Here is a 20,043-nt window from a genome sequence, read left to right as displayed (position 1 = left end):
TGTGGTTAAGGGTGAGCTAATGCTAGGTCTATGTTTAGGCCTAGCAGGCACACTGTGGGCACAAGTGCCCACAGATAATTTCACCCTTGCATGGAATCACAGCATAGAAAAAATCCGCTGGGAGGAAGATTATAACATCACTCCCCAAGGCTTAGTGTTAGTCGAGGCAAGGGTTAAAGGGACTGGGGCGGGAATGGAAATCCCAGATGATGCTTATCTTAAGAATGGTAGCTGGCATTATCACCCCAAACTACCCAGTTTACCTGTGCTGCGCTTAGGCCGCACACCCGAAGCGGGAGACTATGATTTATGTTTCACAGCTCCCACTGGAAAGGTTGAATGCCAAACCATGGACTATTGGATTGGCCCACCGAACAAGCAAGATGCGGCGGTCGAACTGTGGGGCTGCGCTACTTTTCCTTAATCTCCAGGATACAAAAATACCCGTCTATTTAGCCGGGTATTTAATCATTTACGCTGGTGCTTGCTAAAGCATTAAGGGCTTTGTCAGCACTCACTTAAGCCTGTTTAAGCATATACTTACGCTCAATTTCTGCTAGGCGTATATTAAAATCCTGCAGATGTGCCAACATTTCGGCTTCAGCTTTCGCCTCATCTTTGGCGATAACCGCTGCGACAATAACATCATGTAAACCTAATGGATGAATTTCATCGGTCGGCGGCTGAAATTTAGTCGTTTGATTACTTAATAAAACCAACAAGGATTTTACGATAGCTTCTAGAAAGCGATTGCCCGACATTTCCGCCAGCACATAATGCACTTGGGATCGTAAAATGACGGTATCAGGATAATCATAGCTATCATTTTCATGGCTATTAGCCTCTTGTAAGGCTTTCGCTTGCTCTGGAGTGCAATTTTTAGCAGCCATTCTAGCAACTTGGGGCTCAATCAACATTCGTGCCTGGCATAGCTCAGGTAGAGAGAGTTTCCCCATCATAAATAAGTCGTGGCAGGCATCACTCAAACGCTCAAAGGTCAAATGCTTAACAAATGCACCACCCGTTGCTCCTTGACGAATTTCAACCAATCCACCCGCTTCGAGACTCTTAATCGCTTCCCGAACCACAGTGCGGCTGACCTGAAATAGCTCGATTAATTCACGCTCGGAGGGCAACTTATCGCCCGCCTTATAATCGCCACCTAAAATAGCATTTTTCAGTTGCAGACCGACTTCACTCGAAGCTTTTATCTGCTTAATAGGCTTGAAGATATGCAATTTATTATCTCGGATAAACTCAGTGGCGTCATCCTACCATAAAACCCAGCCAATTCAGAAAAAGTACTCCGGTATTTCCTATATTAGTGATTAAAAAATCTTCATTTTTGTTGATCTATGTAACATCTGTACGAATTTCGTAACTAGTTTCTCATATTCATTCTTACTCCGTTGTGGATAAAGGTTATACGTCATACATTTCACCTAAAGAGGTTAACACTAGCCTTTTAACTCGCTCGGACCACTCCAAGCGGGCACACAAAAATAAGGAAATGATGATGAACAAATCTTATTTATCGTTACTTGTGCTATCGGTATTAAGCATTCCAGCCATTGCAGATACCAGCATTGATCAAATGTTTAGCCAAGGGACATTAAAGGGTGAACTACGCCTATTCGACTTTACCCGTGACTATGATACGACCAACACCAAACATGACACCTCATTCGGCGGGCTGTTTTACTACAACACAGCAAAGGTAAATGGGATCAGTTTTGGCACTAGCTTCGCGTCGGCAAACCCGATTTGGATCAACGACTCTGATGATGTTTATGGTTTAGTCGCCCGTGATGCCAAGGGTGACCATGACGACGTTAACCGTTTACAAGAATATTTTGTCCAAGGTGATTGGTGGAATACTAAATTCAAGCTCGGCGCACAGGAACTGCGCACCCCTATGATGAATCCCCATGATATTCGGGCGATCCCACGGACTTTCCGCGGTTTCTCGGCAGAAAACAAGAGTGTCGATAACCTCACACTTTCAGCCCTGTACATTACTGATTCAATGGGCTGGTCGGATAACGATTTCGTCTCCGTTAAAGACGCGGTACAAAGCGAGCTAGCAAGAGCGGGGATTGTGGCTGATGTTGCCGATAACCCAGTTTATGCCCTAGGTGCTAAATATCAATTGCCCTTTAAGACAGTCCAAACTGAAGCCCATCTTTGGCACTACAGCATGGAAGATGTTTTCAATCAAACCTATGCCAAACTGAAATTAGCCGCTGATGTTGGTGCAACGAATTTCTACTTAACGCCTTCCTATTTAACTCAACAGGCAATCGGTGAAGAAACCGGCGGCCCGCTCGATACCTATCAATACGGCTTCCATCTAGGTGCCAAATTGGCGGGGGCGGATCTCACTTATATGTACGCCAAAACTGGCGATGATACTGTGCTCACCCCATGGGGCGATGAAAAAGTAGTGATTCAACAGGTATATCAATCTGCACGGGCGAATGAAGAAGTCAACGCGTTAAAGCTGGCCTATGACTTTGAAAAGTTAGGTGCGAGTGGATTAGAAGCCTATGCCTTCTATGGACAGTACGATGTGCCAGAGGGAACTGCCTCAGACTTTAACGAAACTAACTTTTCAATAGCCTATAAATTTTCAGGCATGTTATCGGGCCTAGGTCTTAAAGCGCGTTATGCCATGGTCGATTTTGATCAAAGTGAAGATCTTGACGATCTGCGTTTATATGTCACTTATAAATTTGCTTTAGGTAAATAGTTCATCAGTTTTAACTCCCCTGCACCAAACCTTATACGGGTGTATCAGCCTTGTTCGATACACCCAATTTTTGTACCGCAAAATCACCGATACCCAAGTAAAAGTTGCGGTAAACACTTTGACTTAAGGATTGAGATAAAATGGAAACAAAGAATTTCTTACTTATTCCAGCCGTTGCTATGTCATGTTTTTTATTTAGCGGATGTGGAAATAACGATAACGCCGAAACCCCATTACCACAGTTAGCCTCGGCCACACCCGCCACACTGAATCTATGTAGTGAAATTGCTTCACAATATAATTTCAAAAATACTGTGATAACGAACTCACAAATTATTGCGGCTGGCAATGTTGAATATAGCGCTACTGAACGTTACCGAGCACCAGAACATTGTTTAGTGACGGGTTATATGAATGAAAGGATGGGAACTGGCATTGCGGGAGAAACCCGCTATGCGATCGGCTTTGAAATGCGTTTACCCACTAACTGGAATGGTCGATTCTATTATCAAGCCAATGGCGGCCTCGACGGTTCGATCGCTAAGGCGGTTGGCCGCTTAGTGTTTTCCGCAGGCCCAGATTCTGCCGCCCTCAATGAAGGGTTCGCTGTGATAAGTTCTGATATGGGGCATCCAGCACCAATCCCTTTCTTTGGTTTAGATCCTCAAGCAAGGCTTGACTATGGTTACAATGCTGTAGCCGAGTTAACGCCAATGGCGAAAGGTTTAATAGAAAAAGTATATGGTAAACAACCTGATAGATCATATTTTGCCGGTTGCTCTAACGGTGGTAGGCACACTATGGTCGCGGCCAGTCGTTTTGCCGATATGTACGATGGCTTTCTGGTAGGCAATCCAGGATTTAACTTACCGAAAGCTGCAGTAGCGCAAATGTATGGTGTTCAAGAGTATTCAAAGCTGGTTGAATTTGATGGTCCTGATATTTTAGCCACACTACAAACCGCCATTACCCCTGAAGAATTCACTCTCGTTTCCCAAAAAGTCCTCGAGCAGTGTGATGCCCTTGACGGCGTGAGCGATGGCATGATTGCAGATACTTATTCCTGCCAAAAGACCTTTGACCTTGAACGTGATGTCCCAACCTGTTCAAGTGGCAGAGATAATACCTGCTTAACCGCAGAGCAAAAGCAGGTACTCGGCAATATCATGGCTGGCCCCCATAATAGCAAGACAGGTGAAGCCATTTACACTGACTTCCCATACGATGCGGGTATCGGCGCATCTGGTTGGGCTTCTTGGGAATATAATATGGCGCTCAATAGAGACCCCGGTGCCGTTGGTTTTATTTTTAGTTCGCCACCAACCCCCTTTAATGGTGCAACTGAACAATCCAGTTTGGAATTTGTGCAATCATTTAGCATGGATGAGGATGTCCAACGGCTCTATGCCACGGATTCGATTTACTCCGAATCGGGCATCGATTTTATGACACCACCCCAGCCAACGGATCTTTCGGCCATAAAAAATCGCGGCGCTAAGATGATGTTGTTCCATGGAACATCTGACCCCGTATTTTCAGCCAATGATACAGTGAACTGGTATAACGAATTAGCCGAGGCCAATGCTGGGCATGCAGAAACCTTCGCCCGCTTATTCCTTATCCCTGGGATGAATCATTGCGGCAGCGGCCCTACCACAGATAAATTTAACATGATCCGCGCATTGGTTGACTGGGTTGAAAAAGGAGTAGAACCCCAAAATATCACGGCTTCAGTGCGCCCTGAAAATGCCGAATTACCCAGTGATTGGTCAAAAAGCAGAACTCGGGTCCTCTGCCCATACCCACAATTCGCAAAATACAATGGTATAGGCAATGTTGAAGATGCCGCCAATTTTACCTGTGTATCACCTAAATAATCCCTAGGGCATTAAAGCCCAAAGGCCACCTCAATATTGTTGAGGTGGCCTACCTCAAATCATGTTTATTTATAAATAGTCCCTATTTGTTAACTACTTAAACATGCATAAAATCAGACGCTCATATTTCCCGCGCCGCCAAACTTATTCATTCAATAAAGTCCTATATTAGATTGTTTTTAAAAAGAATAATCACATTCATCGCTCAAAACGCCAGCATTTTGTGAAGCACTGCAAAGATGTAATTAATACCTCTTTTGGTTTATTGTCATATGTCATACATTTAAAGGTATGTTGTTAATGAGGTGAAATTTAATCACTTTCGCACAACTGCATTTTACGTTTTTAAAGCAAGCAAACATATGTGGTTATACATAGATCCAGTGTCGTTGCTATAGGGGAACCTCTTTAGCAATGAGGGCCAAAGGAGTATTAAATGAGTAAAGAATCGAAAGAAATTGATCAATACACTGCTAGCGTCCTGCAAAATGGTATATCTCGAAGAACTTTCCTGACGCGAGCCGCGGTAGGCAGCAGTGGCTTAGCCTTCGCAAGTCTTGGTATGGGTTCTGCTAGCGCAGCACCTATTCAAGTTGGCACTGAATATGGTGAGATTGGTGGCGCAACCTTAGGTTTTCTGCCTAAGCCAAAACCTATTGCTGATAAAGATATTGCGACTACCCAAACCTTTGATGTCGTTGTTGTCGGTGCGGGTGCTTCGGGCGTGCCTGCGGCTCTCTCCGCCAGAGAAAGCGGCGCAAGCGTTGCCTGTTTGCAAAAGCAAGCCATTCCCGTATCCCAAGGCAACACAGGCTCAGGTATCGATCTAAAAAATAGCGACAAATCGGCAATCGAATCCTTAGTGAGCCGTTTGATGGCGGACAACGCCCACCGCTCACACCCAGGTTTACTAAGACAATGGGCCTACAATTCTGGCGAAGCCGTGAATTGGGTTATTGACCGCGTTAAGCAAGGTGGCGGTCAGATTGTTGACCAAGGCACTAAACCGCAACATGGTATTCGCGGTATTGCGGATGAAGGTGATCGTCTAAATTTTGTGACCTCATTCTGCGGTCCTAAACCCTACACTACTGGCGATGCCATTCGTGCATTAGCTAAAACAGCCGAAAAAGCCGGGGTGAAATTCTTCTTTAACACGCCAGCACAACAGTTAATCCAAGATGAGTCAGGAAAAGTGATTGGGGTTATTGCCCAGACTCGTGATGGTAAGTACCACAAATATATGGCTAAGAAAGGGGTCATCCTGTCTTCCGGTGACTACCAAAATAACAAAGCCATGTGTGATTTCTTCATCCCTGAACTGAAAAACTTTGAACGTAAGCAGATGGACCGCACCGGTGATGGTTTTGCTATGGCATATTGGGCGGGTGGCGTGATCGAGCCCGTTGGCCACACAAAAATGCTCCATGACTTCGATGCGGGTCCAGCCTCAATGTGCGACATGCCATTCCTAGCCGTAAACCGTAAAGGTGAGCGCTTTGTGAATGAAAAAGTCGAGATGTCTTTGATGAATAACTACTTGAAAGATGAGCAGAACGCTGGTCATTACTCCCAAGTATTTGATTCAGACTATATGACACAAGCCAAAGATTGGCCTGGCCACCTCTATTCTCCTGAAGAACTAAAAGTCTACATGCCTGAAGAGCCAGGCGAGAAAAAGGGCGTCTACCCTTCTTTGATCAATACCTATTCTGCTAACACATTAGAAGAGTTGGCGGTAAAACTGGAATGCGATCCAAAAACCTTTGTAGCTAACGTTAACCGTTACAACGAGTTATGCAAAAAAGGCAAAGATGAGGACTTCGGAAAACCGGCGAGCAAGATGGTGCCAGTACTCAAACCCCCATTCTACGGTATCCACCGTCGTATGCGAGTTTCAACTATATGCTCCGGCATCCTCGTTAACGAAAACCACCAAGTGCTTGATGCCGATGGCAAGGAAATTCCTGGTTTATTCATTGTCGGCAACCTTGGAGCCGGTTTCTATGGTGGCGTTGACTATCCATTGACCGTATTCGGCTTGTCCCTAGGCCGTTGTTATACCTTCGGTTACTTAGCCGGCAAATACGTCGCCAAACTATAGCGCGCAAAGTCATCAAAAATGGAGGCTTGATCTTTGGGCATCCAGTTAAATGAACAATGGAATAACACAATGAAAAACTTAACAATTATGCTTTCTCTTGTCTTGAGTATTTTCGCTGGCAGCGCGTTAGCAAAAGACACTGTTCTACTCGATCAAACCCACGCAGCAAAAGGGGTAAAATGTGCCAGTTGCCATGGCAAAGAAGATCGTCAAGCTGTGCCCATGCTTAAATGTGTGCAATGCCACAACACAGAAAAGCTAGCGGCAAAAACAGCAGACGTGAAACCAGTTAACCCCCATAACAACCGTCACTTCGCGACTGAGACAGATTGTGCTAAATGTCATCATGTACACCAGAAATCTGAAAATTTATGTGTAAGCTGTCATCCACGATTTGAACTAGTGACACCATAAGTCGGCGTATCACAGGTAAGACTCTAAATAGCTGCTCCTATAATCTGGAATAGCTATTTAGAACGAAAAACCACCGCGAGGTGGTTTTTTATTTGGATGGTTGATAGAAGCAATACCCATGCTTTCCTTGGTGTTTCACCCGGTACATGGCGGCATCGGCGCGATCGCAACTTTCGGCAAAACTATCGCCATCTCCATAAATATCGATCCCAATGCTCAAACCAATTTCCACTTCACAGCCTTCTAGTAGAAATTTTTGTCTATACACATCGAGTAAGGATTGGGCGAGCATAGCTAAAGATTCTGTCTCGGATGATGGCAGTAAAATCACAAATTCATCACCACCTAGCCGAGCGATCTTCGCTTGCTCACCCGAGTGAGACACTAAAGTATGCGCCACATGCATCAGCAAACTGTCGCCAAACTTATGGCCGTAATGATCATTTAAGGATTTAAAACCATCCAGATCGATAAAGAGTAATGCCCCATGGATGCCCAGTTGCAAAGATTCATCGAATGCCTTGGCTATGGCTTGGCGATTCATCAAATTGGTGAGGGGATCGCTGTGAGCTAGGAGTGACAAATCAAGTTCGTAGCGTTTTTCTTGGGTGATATCGATATGACTGCCCATCATCCGTAGCGGCGTGCCATCGGGTAGACGCTCGACGATACGGCCACGATCCGACACCCAAGTGATGCTGCCATCTTTGTGTAGCATTCGGTGTACCACTTGATAATAATCGGCCTTACCACTGACATGGTCTTCAAAGGCTTTGATCACCCATTCTTTATCTTCTGGGTGTAATTTACTTTTCCAACTGTCGATATGCGCTGCCAGTTCTTCACGGCTGAAACCTAATAACTCACCCCAGCGCATATTAAATATGGTCAAATTCCCGCTTGGGATATGCTGTTCCCACAGACACAGGCCATTACCATCGAGGGCAGCAAACAGTTTTTCTTCGGCACGACGATTCAACGCCGTTAAATTCGCGTTTTCCCGTTTTAGCTGAGCGATTTCAGCTTGAAGTTGCTTAATCTGTTCTGCTGCGGTATCCGAAGTCACGAAAAATATTTTTCCTTAATTAGTCTCGGGTCAGCACTTCTAATAGCTCAATTTCGAAGGTCAAATCCGAATTGGGTTTAATATGCGCGCCCACTTGACGCTCACCATAGGCTAAATGTGCAGGTACTAACAACTTACGCTTACCGCCGACGTTCATGCCCATAATGCCTTGATCCCAACCTTTAATCACTCGGCCAGTGCCAATCACACATTGAAATGCCTGACCACGGTCATAGGAGGAATCAAATTGGGTGCCATCCTGCAAAAAGCCGCGGTATTGGGTGGTGATCAAAGCGCCCTTTACGGCAGCTTTCCCTTCACCGACAACCAGATCTATTACTTCTAATTCAGTCATTTAATTAATCTCTTACCCTTCACTTAATACAAGTGACTCATCAAAGCGTCTATTCTAGCATCGGTAGGTCAACTTGTCGGCGTGTGTAGGGGATTTTGTGGTCTAGGACTAGCTCACTTGCGCCTATCCTCCTTTAAATTCCACCTATTCATCCCCATATTGAGATTATCTCTCGAGCTTAGGAGCTAGATTATGATTATCGCTTGCCCCCACTGTGACACCTTAAACCGCGTGCCCAAGGAGCGGTTAACTGAGCAGCCGACCTGCGGTAAATGCAAACGCAGTGTGTTTGCCGCTGCGCCCATCGAGCTTACAAGCGCCAATTTTAGTAATCACGCCCATAAGTCAGAGTTGCCCTTAGTGGTCGATTTTTGGGCTAGCTGGTGCGGCCCCTGCAAAAGTTTTGCACCTGTTTTTACCGAGGCGGCAAAAGTATGGGAGCCCCAATTCCGCTTCGGCAAGATTAATACCGAGGAACAACAAGCGCTGGCGGCCCAATTTAATATCCGCTCCATTCCGACTCTAATGATTTTCAAGCAAGGGCAACTCCTCGCGCAGCAAGCCGGAGCCTTACCTAAATCGGCGTTCGATCAATGGCTAAAGCGCTATAGCTAATTTGTGCTTCGCCCATAAAAATACCCAGCTTAACTGGGTATTTTTATTTGGCTGTATTACTCGCGCTTAAATATCCCAGAAAGTATGAGCAATAATTCCCAGCACTATCATGCTGATAAAGTTGATGATCATACCGACACGCACCATTTCCGATTGTTTAATATGGCCAGAACCGTAAACGATCGCGTTGGGCGGCGTGGCTACTGGCAACATAAAGGCGCAGGATGCGGCAATACCAATCAGCACAGATAACATCACAGGTGATACCCCTAATGCCTCGGCAATCGCTGCAAATACTGGCACTAACAGGGCTGCACTCGCCGTATTACTGGCAAATTCCGTCAGCATCACCACAAAAGCGATCACCGCAAAGACGAACAGCGACATATGGGTACTGCCAAAAATGTCGGTCATCCAATGGGCGAGAAACACGCTTGTGCCCGTACTTTTAAGCACTGCACTTAAGGTCAAACCGCCACCAAATAGGATCAACACGCCCCAGTCTGTAGTCGATTCAATCTTCTTCCAACCCACTAGCCCTAAACCTGCCAGCAACACGACTGCACCGAGGGCAACGATAGTATCAAACTGGGTAATTCCACCGAGGGCTTTTGCCAGCGGCACACTGAAAATCCAGCAACAGACGGTCGCAAGGAAGATAACCAGAGTCAGTTTTCCTTGGAAAGTCAGCTTTTGATCTTCAAGTGCAAGCTCACATTTAGCCGACAAGTCAGGCTTAAAATACCAATATAGTGCGATAAGCATCATAGGCAGCATTAAGACAACGGTTGGAATACCAAACTTCAGCCAATCGCTAAAACTTAATCCCACCTGCGCCGCAGCAATCGCGTTAGGCGGGCTGCCGACTAAGGTACCAATACCGCCAATATTGGCAGAATAGGCAATACCTAACAGTAGAAAAACATAGGTGCTGTGATAGGTTTTACGGTCCAACTGCTGCAAAATCCCCAGCGCCAGTGGCAGCATCATCGCCGTGGTTGCAGTATTACTGATCCACATGGACAGCAGCGCCGTAACCCCAAACAACATTAAACAGGCAATGCTCAATTTACCTTTCGAGGCCAGCAGCAACTTTTGGGCGATCAAGGTATCAATCTTTTGATGATGCAATGCAGCTGCAAGCACAAAACCACCGAAAAACAGATAGATAATTGGATTAGCAAAGTTACTCATGGCCTCCTTGGTTTCAAATACCCCAAAGAACACGGCCAAAATAGGCACTAAAATCGCGGTAATACTGATATGAATCGCTTCGGTTAACCACAGAATGGCTGCAAATACTAAGATAGCAAGACCCGTATTGACGCCTTGATCGAAGGGTAATCCGTAATACAAGGCGAATAGCAGCAAAATATCTGCGATTAAGATCAGCATTTTTTTCTTTTCGAGCCCGTTATTTACGGGTGAATGATTGGGTGGAACCGACGTTGATTGCACTAAAGACATGGTGACTACCTTAATACCATTATTTTTTTAGGCAAATTTAGGGCATAGATCACATCAGGCAAAGCAGTTTATTTTGTACTTTTGCGACAACACCACAACAAAAAACCAGGACCAAAAGCGCAAAAACGCCATTTTAGCGATAAAAATCACCTGTTTTTGATCTAAGGTAATGAACAAAACTTTCAAACGAATAAAAATAGCACAAAACCTTGATAAAGCTGTAATTGAATAAATGTTTAAAACTGTGAGATAGATCAAATTAGAATTTTAAATCGAGTGATAAAGGCTTAACTTAAGCTTAATAACGCCCTTTAATATAAAACGCTAATAAACTATAAAGAAACCAGAGAATATCCCAAACAAAAAGAACCAATCCATTGCAAATAAATAACATTTAACTTCCATTATCCATATGAATAATAAACACAAATATTATTCACCACCTCAGTCAATCTAACTCACTTTACCCCGCGAACAATCCGGCCTAAAGTCGCGCCCGTAATCTCGCCCCTGTTTATTTTTTTACCTGTTTAGGTACCGCTTGTGGACAATACACTGTTAGCTCAACCCATTAAAAAGCCTGGGCTTTTTGTTCCTGTAGCAGGGCTCAGCCTCTTTGCCTTAGCGTCAGGCTACTTGATGAGTTTGATCCCACTCTCACTCAGTTACTTTGAGCTAAGCCTTGAGCTTGCGCCTTGGCTGGCGAGTATTTTCTACCTCGGCTTATTACTAGGCGCACCTTGTATTGCGCCGATTGTCAGCCGCATAGGCCACAGTAAGGCCTTTATTTTGTTCTTAAATATCTTACTGTGCAGCGTTGTGCTGATGGTGCTACTGCCGCAGACGAGCATCTGGTTGGCATCACGGTTGATCGCAGGCTTGGCCGTTGCGGGGATTTTTGTGGTGGTCGAGTCTTGGTTACTTATGGCCGATACCCAAAAACAACGGGCAAAACGCTTAGGCTTATATATGACAGCACTCTACGGTGGCACAGCCATCGGACAACTCGCCGTGGATTATTTAGGCACTACGGGTAATTTACCCTATTTGGTAGTAATAGGTTTGCTGGCTGCAGCCAGTTTACCCGCGCTTTTAGTTAAACGCGGCCAACCGCAGTCAAGTGAACAACACTCAATCGCCCTTTCCGCCCTAAAAACACTGAATAAACCCGCCATTGCAGGCTGTTTAGTGTCGGGATTATTACTTGGTCCCATCTACGGTTTATTGCCTGTCTATGTATCGCAGGATATGGGTTTTGCCCAGCAAACCGGGCAATTTATGGCGCTAATTATCTTAGGTGGCATGCTAGTCCAGCCCTTAGTGAGCTATTTATCCCCACGTATTGAAAAGAGTGTGTTAATGACTGCCTTTTGCTTAGTGGGCGCCGCAGCGCTGTTATTACTGATGCAAGCATCCCTCGTGGGATTGTGGTTAGGTTTTGTATTACTGGGCGCCTGCGCCTTTGCCCTCTACCCCATCGCCATTAGCTTGGCCTGCGATCATTTACCTTCCCGTCAAATCGTCGCCGCCACTCAGATTATGTTATTAAGCTATTCAGTGGGGTCGGTTATTGGCCCTATTACCGCCAGCCGATTTAACCATATAGAACATGGCTTATTGCTCTACTTAGCAGCCAGTTTTTTAATGACGGCTTGCTACCTAAGCGTACGCTTACTGGCACGAAACAAACTGCGTTTACCCACAGCGCTAAGTGTCGAGTGTACTGAAAAAGAGTGAATAAAAATGGGCGCCGATAAAGCGCCCATTGTGATTATGATGTTTGCTGCGTTAATTCTGCCACAGGCTCTTTGACGGGAATGGCCCAGACACTGTCCTGCGGTCCATAAAACACCCGATGGCGAGTGAGCTTATAACCATAAAAGAACACTCCGCTAAAGGCTAATGCCACCAGATCGACACCGAGAGTCGCCGAAGAATAAGGTGCCCACAAGCCTAAACTTGGCGCGAATACCGCAACTAAAGACGTGATTGGCATCGCCAATGTGGCCAAGGCGCACAGGGGTAAAATCAGTAGCGCCGCCTTAGCTGCACCGCGCCAAAAGGCGTAAGTCACCAGCAAGCCAAACACCAGATAATACAGCCACAGATAGAGGTGATTGATATTGCTCACGTGGGCATATAACCATTTACCCAAAAACATACTTACCGCTAGGGCGGCAACGGATCCAAGGCAAATCCCGACTGTGGCGCTGGCCATTAAACGGCAGGCACGGGTTTGTTCACTCGCCTGCTTTTTACGACGTTTTTCCAGCCACAGCAAGTTACCGCTGTAAAACAAAAAGGCACCACTCAAGCCTAAAAAGAAATACACCCAGCGACCAAGATCCCCACCATAACTACCAAAGTGCAATCCAAAGAATACCGCGACGGTTCTGGCCCAAATGCCCTTATCACTCTGGTCAATAGTGCTATTGGTCACCTTAAGACTATAAGGATGCAGATATAAATAATCCGTAACTGGCCCGCGCATAAAACCATTAGGGCTATATAAACCCAAACGCAGGGTCGCACGGGGATTATCCAAGTTCATAAAGGTCATTTCATTCACTTGATAATCGGGGGCGATTTCTTGCACCTTAGCTAATACAGTGGTGACCTTGGGTAAATCGGCGAGTGTATAGGGCGTTCTGTCTGGGGCGGGTTGAGCAAATAATGGTTTTTCACCATAAACCATATGCTTAAGCCCATCGTAAAACTGATCATGGAAGGCAAACACAATCACAGTTAGGCTGATCACCAGATGAAATGGCAGGCTAGTAATACCCACTAAATTATGGGCATCGAGCCAAAAACGACTCTCGCCCTTATCTTTACGCAGGGCGAAAAAGCTTTTGGTTAGGGTCGGTAGTAAAAAAATCACCCCAGAAACCAATGCCAAGAAATATAAAAAGGCGGCTATCCCTAACACATAGACACCAGCTTGATCGTGGCCAACTTCACCCGCAATACCCGCGGTGCGATGCAACTGATCAATCAGCTCAGCTAACTCACTGGGCGTACTTAACTGTGTCAGTAGCTGCCCATTTTCATCAAGGCTGGCATGCCAAAGCTGGTGACTCATGCTGAGTTCCCGCTCCGAGCCCTGCTGATACCAGGTCATGGGCGATTGATGTTCATCATTCAAGTGCAAACTAAAGCCGATTTTCGCTTTATCATCCTTCGCTAACACCTGCGTGACTAAGTCATCGAGTTTATCGGTGTTTACTTGGGGTAAGGTCAGGGCTGGCGGCATTGACCAAGCGTCAATCGCCCCCTTAAACATCGTAAGCGAGCCAGCATAGAAACCGATAAACAATACGATTCCGGCGATGATCCCAGTCCAAATATGGATAGACTGATAAATCCGTAACACATCACTGCGAACTTTCATCCCTTATCACCTAAAGGTATATAAAAACATATAAATCAAAATGTTAAACAAGCTTAGATAGCCAATTGCCCTTAGCCCATTTTTAAATAGGAAACTAAAACTTAAAATCAACAGCCAGATGGGTGGAATCATCCACATATTGAACTGCACTTTGGTATCGGCATCGATACCACCTGGGCCAAACCAGGCAAACAACCCCACCAAACCTAGGGCAAGGGTGAAGCCTAAGATCAAACCCGCTAATGTCTTAAGCCACCAATCTGGCTGAATTTTTTCAGCATTATTTAAACGCGCCATTTCGCTATTTCCTACTGATAATCAAAGATAAAAATGGCACCAACCCAGTCAATAACATCAACAAAGCTAACCAAGTGAAAATGGCTGCACTTAGGGTAAAAAGGTACAGGCATCCGACTAAACAGCCGAGGGCTAAACCGTAGCCAAGGCTGCGCCAGTAGCGCTTAGGGAGGGCTTGAGCGAGTACATTTTGCTGTTTATTACTGAGATACAAACATAAGCAGGCTAAAACTGAGCCCAATACCAACAAGAGCTGTAACACAGATTTAACTCCTTCAACGCAAGCGTTTGCCTTCAACATCAAACATCAGTGAGAAGCCCCCCTTAAGGCGAGGCAAAACGCCAACAAAGCACTGATGTAACATTATGAAAGCCATAGATAAATAGAGTATGCTGCCGCGACATTATCTTTTGTGAGAATAGTTCGCAATAAGATTTACACTGTAAGGCTAACTAATGCAGCCCATATCACAACGGCAAGATCCCGTTATCGAATTATTGCGACAAATTAACCATTAAGTTACATTCCACCCTAAGGGATAAACCCAAGGCGGTTGAACCCCGGCCCAATATTGTGAGCCTAAATCGTGATGATTTGGCCAAGCACAATACCAACAGCAAGTGTATAACCTCGTCAGCAAAGGAAGCTAAATGATTAAAAATGAACTCAATTTACCTAGATCAATCGGCCTAGCCAAAATTATCCCCATCGTTATTTTGTTGATCCTGTTTATTTCTCTCTTTGGCAGTTGGTATACGGTTGACCAAGGCGAGCGGGGAGTCATTCTGCGTAATGGTAAGATTATTGGCACCGCCGAGCCTGGGCTTGGATTTAAAATTCCCGTCTTTGATACTGTGATTAAAATCTCCACCCAAACCCATACCACTAGCTATACCTCGCTACAGGCCTATAGCCGTGATCAACAACCCGCGACACTCAAAGCTTCGGTCACCTTTAACGTACCACCAGACAGAGTGGAAGAAGTATATGCTAACTTCAAAAGTATCGATGCTATGGTCGCCCGCCTGCTCGACAGGCAAGTCCCCACTCAAGTGGAAAATATTTTTGGTAAATATACGGCGATTTCAGTGGTGCAGGAGCGGATAAAATTCGGTATCGATGTCACTAACGCTATAACCCAAGCCGTTAAAGGGCCGGTAGAAATCACCTCAGTACAGATTGAAAATATCGACTTCTCCAACGCCTATGAAAAATCCGTCGAAGACAGAATGCGCGCCGAAGTGGAAGTACAAACCCAACTGCAAAACTTAGAGAAAGAGCGAGTTAGCGCGCAAATTGCCGTCACTCAAGCGCAGGCAGAGGCGGACTCACAACTGGCCCGCGCCAAGGCCGAAGCAGAAAGTATCCGCATTAAAGGCGACGCTGAAGCCTCTGCGATTAAGAGTCGCGCCGAAGCCCTGGCACAAAATCAAAACTTAGTTGAACTGACTAAGGCCGAAAAATGGGATGGCAAACTGCCCACCACAGTCTTACCAACGGGCACACTGCCCTTTATCGATGCGAAAAAAGCGAACTAACCCTTAGTTGAACCGAGCAAAAAAAGTAAACCGACAATAAAAAATCCCAGTGTTAACCCTAACACTGGGATTTTTATTGGCTCGATAATACTTAGCTGAATATCAGCCGATTAAGAACAGCAATCGCTGCGACGTAACCAGCTTCTTGGGATCTTCTCAAACACCACTTTCGCCATCAGCAACGCCAGCACTATGCCCGAGGTGGCCACTAACCAACTTGGTAGCATTTGGTGTTCATGGCCAATCTGTGGCATCACCTCAAAGCCAAAGGTATCCACCAGATAATTGACTAACATACCCGCCACTAAAGCCACACCGAGCACTCCGCCAAGGTATCCCCACAGCGCACGTTTACCGAGCTCTTTGCCAACCACGCCTAAAGTGGCGATATTGGTCGCAGGTCCTGCCATCATAAACACCAGCACGGCACCCGGTGATACACCCGCAAGTAGCAAACCCGCTGCAATCGGCGTCGATGCCGTGGCGCAGATATACATAGGCACAGATACTAGCACCATCACCAGCATGGCCAGTAATCCATCGCCCCACTTAGCTAAAAAGTCAGCGGGAACATAGGTTTGTACTAATGCAGCGAAGAATAAACCCACCAGCAGCCACAGCGTGGTATCGCGCACCAGATCCGTCGCTGCATATTTAAGCCCAATGCCGACCCGCGCAATCACAGACTCAGACTTAAACTCAGTCGCCATATCTTGGGTCGAAGCGCAGCAGCTTTCGCCTGCAGAGTTAGCACTAACCTGCTCTGTATCTTTAGCGCTGCCGCAGCAGGCGCCTTTTTTCACCACCACGATTTTTTCAGGCTCTGTGGTTTGGCTTCCACAACACGAGCCCGCGCTTTCCACTTTAACAGCGTTAACCTTGGCCACAGACCCAAAGGTTTGGCCCGCAGCCATCACACTGGAAGAACCCGCCATTAAACTTGGTGCTGACATAGGTGTCATTTTGATTTTCGGCTCGGTTGATGGAGTTTGCTCACCATCACTGCCACAACAGGAAGACTTAACAGGCGTGATTGCAGGTGCCTTAGTCGATGCGCAGCAGCTTTTCACCGTTTCTGCTTTTACCACAGTTTCTGGCGACGAGGATTTAGAAGCACAGCATGAAGCGACAGGAGCACCGCTAGCTAATGCTTTGTCTGATTGAGCTTCGGCCTTAACGACAGGTTTGCCATCGTCATCATCACGACCCACCAATAAGCCCGCCACAATGGCGCTAGTGATCGCCGCAATAGGCCGCACTATTGCCATAAAAGGGCCGAGTAAGACATAGGAAACCGTCACTGAATCGACGCCCGTTTCAGGGGTTGAGACTAAAAAGGAGGTGGTTGCCGCCTTAGAGGCACCGGAGCGGCGCAGCCCCACAGCAGCAGGGATCACGCCGCAGGAGCATAAAGGTAAAGGTGCGCCAAGCAGCGCCGCCTTCACCACAGTTTTAAAACCGTGACCGCCGAGCTGTTTTTGCATCCACGCCATAGGCACGAATACTTTTAATAATCCGGCCAAAATCAAGCCCAATAACAACCAAGGCGCCGAGTCTAAAAAAAGATCGATAAAATTCTTCAGTAACATAATTAATTCCCTGACTCATCATGGATTGTTTTGCCGTGAGTATGCTGGTACGTCTCATTCTTCGGTGCTTGGTGCCGATGTACTTGCTGCTGATTGTCATCGTACTTAAGGGCTTCATGGGAGTGATGCTCCACACGAACCCCCTCAGTACTGGATTCCAACGCCTCTAAAATAGAGCAATGTTCGGCGCTACGCGGCCCACCACAACAGGCATCGGACAGACTCTGCAAACTGGTTTGAAAATGCAGCAACTCGGCAATTTTGGCCTGTACTTGGGCCAATTTAATATCGACCATGCCCTTCACATCGGCGCAGACACGATTAGACTTATCGAGCTCGATTGAAAGTAATTCACTGATTTCATTGAGGGTAAAACCCACGGCCTTGGCCCGCAAAATAAAACGTAACCGCGCAGCATCGGCCTCGGTATACACGCGATAGCCAGACTCGGTACGGCTCGAAGGCGCGAGTAAACCGTGCTTCTCGTAAAATCTTAAGGTGTCGGCTTTCACCTCACACACATCCGCCAGTTCACCAATACGATACATGTCTTTATCCTTTGCGAAAGCCCCCAACTCAAGGAGAGTTTCCAGCATACAACTCAATGAAGCGAGTATAAACCTTGGAGCCTACTCCAAGGTCAAGGGGTATTTTTAATTTATACCGCACTCAGAAACCACTCCACGTTGTTCTGATATGAATATTGTGAAATCACGCAGAAAAAACACCCGTAAATGCAGTTTTACGGTAGAATACGCGCGCCGTGATGAAGGGATAAAAAGTTAGCGAATAACGCAAAATAGGACCAAGGGACTTTTGGAAAGCGGTGCAGCACTAAGGCTGTTCTGTTTTCCGAAAGATCCTTGAAACTAAAATAACTGGACCCTGTACCCAAATGACTGCTGCAAATAATGCCAGACCCATTCGTCGCGCGCTGTTAAGCGTTTCAGATAAAACCGGAATTCTCGAGTTCGCCAAAGCACTTCACGCCCAAGGTGTGGAACTGTTATCGACTGGCGGCACAGCTCGCCTGTTAGCGGATAACGACGTGCCTGTTATCGAAGTATCTGATTACACAGGACACCCTGAGATCATGGACGGTCGTGTTAAGACGCTGCACCCTAAAGTGCACGGCGGCATTTTGGCGCGCCGCGGTCTCGATGAAAGCGTCATGGCCGACAACAATATCAATGCCATCGATCTGGTTGCGGTTAACCTTTATCCCTTCGCTGAAACTGTGGCTAAAGCCGGTTGTACCTTAGAAGACGCTATCGAAAATATCGATATTGGCGGCCCAACTATGGTGCGCGCTGCAGCGAAAAACCATAAAGATGTGACTATCGTGGTAAATGCGGCCGACTATAACCGCGTATTAACCGAAATGGCCGCCAACAATGGCAGCACCACCTATGCGACCCGTTTCGATTTAGCGATTGCCGCCTTTGAGCACACTGCGGGTTACGATGGCATGATCGCCAACTACTTCGGCACTATGGTTCCAATGCATAGGGTTCCTGCGCACAGCACGGACGAATGCTTCGAAGACTCCCTATCCGTTGAAGGCTCAAAATTCCCACGCACCTTCAACACCCAATTAGTCAAGAAGCAAGACTTACGCTATGGCGAAAACAGCCATCAGGCGGCGGCTTTCTATGTCGACACGAAAATTGATGAAGCTTCTGTGGCGACTGCAGTACAACTGCAAGGTAAGGCGCTGTCTTACAACAATATCGCCGATACAGACGCAGCTCTTGAGTGCGTAAAAGAATTCAACGAGCCAGCCTGTGTTATCGTTAAGCACGCTAACCCCTGTGGTGTGGCCTTAGGTAAAGACTTGCTCGATGCCTATAACCGCGCCTATCAAACTGACCCAACCTCAGCCTTCGGTGGCATTATCGCCTTCAACGGCGAATTAGATGCAGCCACCGCAAGCGCTATCGTTGAGCGTCAATTCGTTGAAGTGATTATTGCGCCAAGCGTGAGTCAAGCGGCGCGCGATGTGGTGGCGAAAAAGACCAACGTGCGTTTATTGGAATGTGGTCAGTGGAATACTAAGACCCAAACCTTAGACTACAAGCGCGTTAACGGCGGCTTGTTAGTGCAAGATCGCGACCAAGGTATGGTCGGTTTAGAAGACATTAAAGTGGTCTCTAAACGTCAACCCACTGAGAGCGAACTCAAAGACTTAATGTTCTGCTGGAAAGTGGCGAAATTCGTTAAATCTAACGCGATTGTTTACGCTAAAGACGGCATGACCATCGGTGTCGGCGCAGGCCAAATGAGCCGCGTTTACAGCGCTAAAATTGCTGGCATCAAGGCCGCCGATGAAGGCTTAGAAGTAGTCAATTCTGTAATGGCCTCCGATGCTTTCTTCCCCTTCCGTGACGGTATCGATGCCGCAGCGGCTGCGGGCATCAGCTGCATCATACAGCCAGGCGGCTCAATGCGCGATGCTGAAATCATCGCCGCTGCGGACGAGCACGGCATGGCCATGGTGATGACAGGCATGCGCCACTTCCGTCATTGATAACAACTTAAATCAAACTTGGCCCTAGCGATTAGGGCCTTTTCCTTTGCGAT

General features: G+C 46.5%; 18 protein-coding genes. 9 read left to right on the top strand and 9 right to left on the bottom strand.

Annotated elements, in window-relative coordinates:
- Positions 1–19: 19 nt before the first annotated feature.
- On the top strand, positions 20–424 hold the full coding sequence (locus tag MJO46_RS15275; RefSeq protein WP_253990049.1) for a DUF1850 domain-containing protein: 405 nt from the start codon (positions 20–22) through the stop codon (positions 422–424).
- Between the two features lie 94 nt (positions 425–518).
- Here MJO46_RS15275 and MJO46_RS15270 read toward each other — a convergent pair whose 3' ends face one another.
- Positions 519–1,238, bottom strand: a complete 720-nt coding sequence (locus MJO46_RS15270) for a FadR/GntR family transcriptional regulator (RefSeq protein ID WP_253990048.1) — start codon at positions 1,236–1,238, stop codon at positions 519–521.
- Between the two features lie 275 nt (positions 1,239–1,513).
- Between MJO46_RS15270 and MJO46_RS15265 the strand changes: the two genes are divergently transcribed.
- The 4 genes from MJO46_RS15265 (at position 1,514) to MJO46_RS15250 (ending at position 7,144) form a co-directional block, all read left to right on the top strand.
- Positions 1,514–2,749, top strand: a complete 1,236-nt coding sequence (locus MJO46_RS15265; RefSeq protein WP_253990047.1) for an OprD family outer membrane porin — start codon at positions 1,514–1,516, stop codon at positions 2,747–2,749.
- A gap of 140 nt (positions 2,750–2,889) precedes the next feature.
- Positions 2,890–4,626: a tannase/feruloyl esterase family alpha/beta hydrolase gene (locus tag MJO46_RS15260; RefSeq protein WP_253990046.1), complete on the top strand. Its 1,737-nt coding sequence runs from the start codon at positions 2,890–2,892 to the stop codon at positions 4,624–4,626.
- A 436-nt stretch (positions 4,627–5,062) separates the two neighbouring features.
- A complete protein-coding gene (locus tag MJO46_RS15255; RefSeq protein ID WP_253990045.1) occupies positions 5,063–6,730 on the top strand; it encodes an FAD-binding protein in 1,668 nt (555 codons plus the stop codon).
- Positions 6,731–6,799: 69 nt separating this feature from the next.
- On the top strand, positions 6,800–7,144 hold the full coding sequence (locus MJO46_RS15250; RefSeq protein ID WP_253990044.1) for a cytochrome c3 family protein: 345 nt from the start codon (positions 6,800–6,802) through the stop codon (positions 7,142–7,144).
- 88 nt (positions 7,145–7,232) lie between these two features.
- Here the strand turns inward: MJO46_RS15250 and MJO46_RS15245 are convergent, their stop codons facing one another.
- Together MJO46_RS15245 and MJO46_RS15240 are read right to left on the bottom strand one after the other, a co-directional pair.
- A complete protein-coding gene (locus MJO46_RS15245) occupies positions 7,233–8,210 on the bottom strand; it encodes a sensor domain-containing diguanylate cyclase (RefSeq protein ID WP_253990043.1) in 978 nt (325 codons plus the stop codon).
- 19 nt (positions 8,211–8,229) lie between these two features.
- On the bottom strand, positions 8,230–8,565 hold the full coding sequence (locus MJO46_RS15240) for an FKBP-type peptidyl-prolyl cis-trans isomerase (protein WP_253990042.1): 336 nt from the start codon (positions 8,563–8,565) through the stop codon (positions 8,230–8,232).
- A gap of 192 nt (positions 8,566–8,757) precedes the next feature.
- Between MJO46_RS15240 and trxC the strand changes: the two genes are divergently transcribed.
- On the top strand, positions 8,758–9,180 hold the full coding sequence (trxC, locus tag MJO46_RS15235) for a thioredoxin TrxC (protein ID WP_253990041.1): 423 nt from the start codon (positions 8,758–8,760) through the stop codon (positions 9,178–9,180).
- Between the two features lie 66 nt (positions 9,181–9,246).
- Here the strand turns inward: trxC and MJO46_RS15230 are convergent, their stop codons facing one another.
- A complete protein-coding gene (locus MJO46_RS15230) occupies positions 9,247–10,647 on the bottom strand; it encodes a DASS family sodium-coupled anion symporter (protein ID WP_253990040.1) in 1,401 nt (466 codons plus the stop codon).
- 543 nt (positions 10,648–11,190) lie between these two features.
- On the opposite strand from MJO46_RS15230, the gene MJO46_RS15225 reads away from it, so the two are divergent.
- Positions 11,191–12,384: an MFS transporter gene (locus tag MJO46_RS15225; protein WP_253990039.1), complete on the top strand. Its 1,194-nt coding sequence runs from the start codon at positions 11,191–11,193 to the stop codon at positions 12,382–12,384.
- Between the two features lie 34 nt (positions 12,385–12,418).
- On the opposite strand, the gene MJO46_RS15220 is transcribed toward MJO46_RS15225, so the two are convergent.
- From MJO46_RS15220 to MJO46_RS15210, 3 genes are read right to left on the bottom strand one after another with little or no spacing between them, the layout of a single operon-like run.
- Positions 12,419–14,038, bottom strand: coding sequence for a PepSY domain-containing protein (locus MJO46_RS15220; protein ID WP_253990038.1), 1,620 nt, complete (start codon positions 14,036–14,038; stop codon positions 12,419–12,421).
- 6 nt (positions 14,039–14,044) lie between these two features.
- Entirely contained in the window at positions 14,045–14,335 is a 291-nt protein-coding gene (locus MJO46_RS15215) for a hypothetical protein (RefSeq protein WP_253990037.1), read from the bottom strand.
- Between the two features lie 4 nt (positions 14,336–14,339).
- Entirely contained in the window at positions 14,340–14,597 is a 258-nt protein-coding gene (locus tag MJO46_RS15210) for a hypothetical protein (RefSeq protein WP_253990036.1), read from the bottom strand.
- A gap of 389 nt (positions 14,598–14,986) precedes the next feature.
- On the opposite strand from MJO46_RS15210, the gene MJO46_RS15205 reads away from it, so the two are divergent.
- Positions 14,987–15,874 (top strand): prohibitin family protein, encoded by an 888-nt coding sequence (locus tag MJO46_RS15205; RefSeq protein ID WP_253990035.1) that lies wholly within the window; start codon positions 14,987–14,989, stop codon positions 15,872–15,874.
- A gap of 110 nt (positions 15,875–15,984) precedes the next feature.
- Here MJO46_RS15205 and MJO46_RS15200 read toward each other — a convergent pair whose 3' ends face one another.
- Both MJO46_RS15200 and zntR read right to left on the bottom strand, forming a co-directional pair.
- The gene (locus MJO46_RS15200; RefSeq protein WP_253990034.1) at positions 15,985–17,463 is read right to left on the bottom strand and encodes a permease; all 1,479 of its coding nucleotides are present in this window, start codon (positions 17,461–17,463) and stop codon (positions 15,985–15,987) included.
- Positions 17,464–17,465: 2 nt separating this feature from the next.
- Complete coding sequence (gene zntR / locus MJO46_RS15195; protein ID WP_253990065.1) at positions 17,466–18,011, bottom strand: Zn(2+)-responsive transcriptional regulator; 546 nt, start codon at positions 18,009–18,011, stop codon at positions 17,466–17,468.
- A 347-nt stretch (positions 18,012–18,358) separates the two neighbouring features.
- On the opposite strand from zntR, the gene purH reads away from it, so the two are divergent.
- The gene (gene purH / locus MJO46_RS15190) at positions 18,359–19,990 is read left to right on the top strand and encodes a bifunctional phosphoribosylaminoimidazolecarboxamide formyltransferase/IMP cyclohydrolase (RefSeq protein WP_253990033.1); all 1,632 of its coding nucleotides are present in this window, start codon (positions 18,359–18,361) and stop codon (positions 19,988–19,990) included.
- The last annotated feature ends 53 nt before the right edge of the window (positions 19,991–20,043 follow it).

Origin of the sequence: Shewanella sp. KJ2020, assembly GCF_024197625.1 — a bacterium.
GTDB lineage: Bacteria > Pseudomonadota > Gammaproteobacteria > Enterobacterales > Shewanellaceae > Shewanella.
This window is presented reverse-complemented; position numbering and strand designations above follow the sequence as displayed.

Excerpts from the sequence above, each read along its gene's own strand:
- MJO46_RS15275 (WP_253990049.1), top strand. The coding sequence starts at position 20 with ATGCTAGGTCTATGTTTAGGCCTAGCAGGCACACTGTGGGCACAAGTG.
- MJO46_RS15265 (WP_253990047.1), top strand. The coding sequence starts at position 1,514 with ATGATGAACAAATCTTATTTATCGTTACTTGTGCTATCGGTATTAAGC.
- MJO46_RS15260 (WP_253990046.1), top strand. The coding sequence starts at position 2,890 with ATGGAAACAAAGAATTTCTTACTTATTCCAGCCGTTGCTATGTCATGT.
- MJO46_RS15255 (WP_253990045.1), top strand. The coding sequence starts at position 5,063 with ATGAGTAAAGAATCGAAAGAAATTGATCAATACACTGCTAGCGTCCTG.
- MJO46_RS15250 (WP_253990044.1), top strand. The coding sequence starts at position 6,800 with ATGAAAAACTTAACAATTATGCTTTCTCTTGTCTTGAGTATTTTCGCT.
- MJO46_RS15240 (WP_253990042.1), bottom strand. The coding sequence starts at position 8,565 with ATGACTGAATTAGAAGTAATAGATCTGGTTGTCGGTGAAGGGAAAGCT.
- trxC (WP_253990041.1), top strand. The coding sequence starts at position 8,758 with ATGATTATCGCTTGCCCCCACTGTGACACCTTAAACCGCGTGCCCAAG.
- MJO46_RS15230 (WP_253990040.1), bottom strand. The coding sequence starts at position 10,647 with ATGTCTTTAGTGCAATCAACGTCGGTTCCACCCAATCATTCACCCGTA.
- MJO46_RS15220 (WP_253990038.1), bottom strand. The coding sequence starts at position 14,038 with ATGAAAGTTCGCAGTGATGTGTTACGGATTTATCAGTCTATCCATATT.
- MJO46_RS15215 (WP_253990037.1), bottom strand. The coding sequence starts at position 14,335 with ATGGCGCGTTTAAATAATGCTGAAAAAATTCAGCCAGATTGGTGGCTT.
- MJO46_RS15205 (WP_253990035.1), top strand. The coding sequence starts at position 14,987 with ATGATTAAAAATGAACTCAATTTACCTAGATCAATCGGCCTAGCCAAA.
- MJO46_RS15200 (WP_253990034.1), bottom strand. The coding sequence starts at position 17,463 with ATGTTACTGAAGAATTTTATCGATCTTTTTTTAGACTCGGCGCCTTGG.
- zntR (WP_253990065.1), bottom strand. The coding sequence starts at position 18,011 with ATGTATCGTATTGGTGAACTGGCGGATGTGTGTGAGGTGAAAGCCGAC.
- purH (WP_253990033.1), top strand. The coding sequence starts at position 18,359 with ATGACTGCTGCAAATAATGCCAGACCCATTCGTCGCGCGCTGTTAAGC.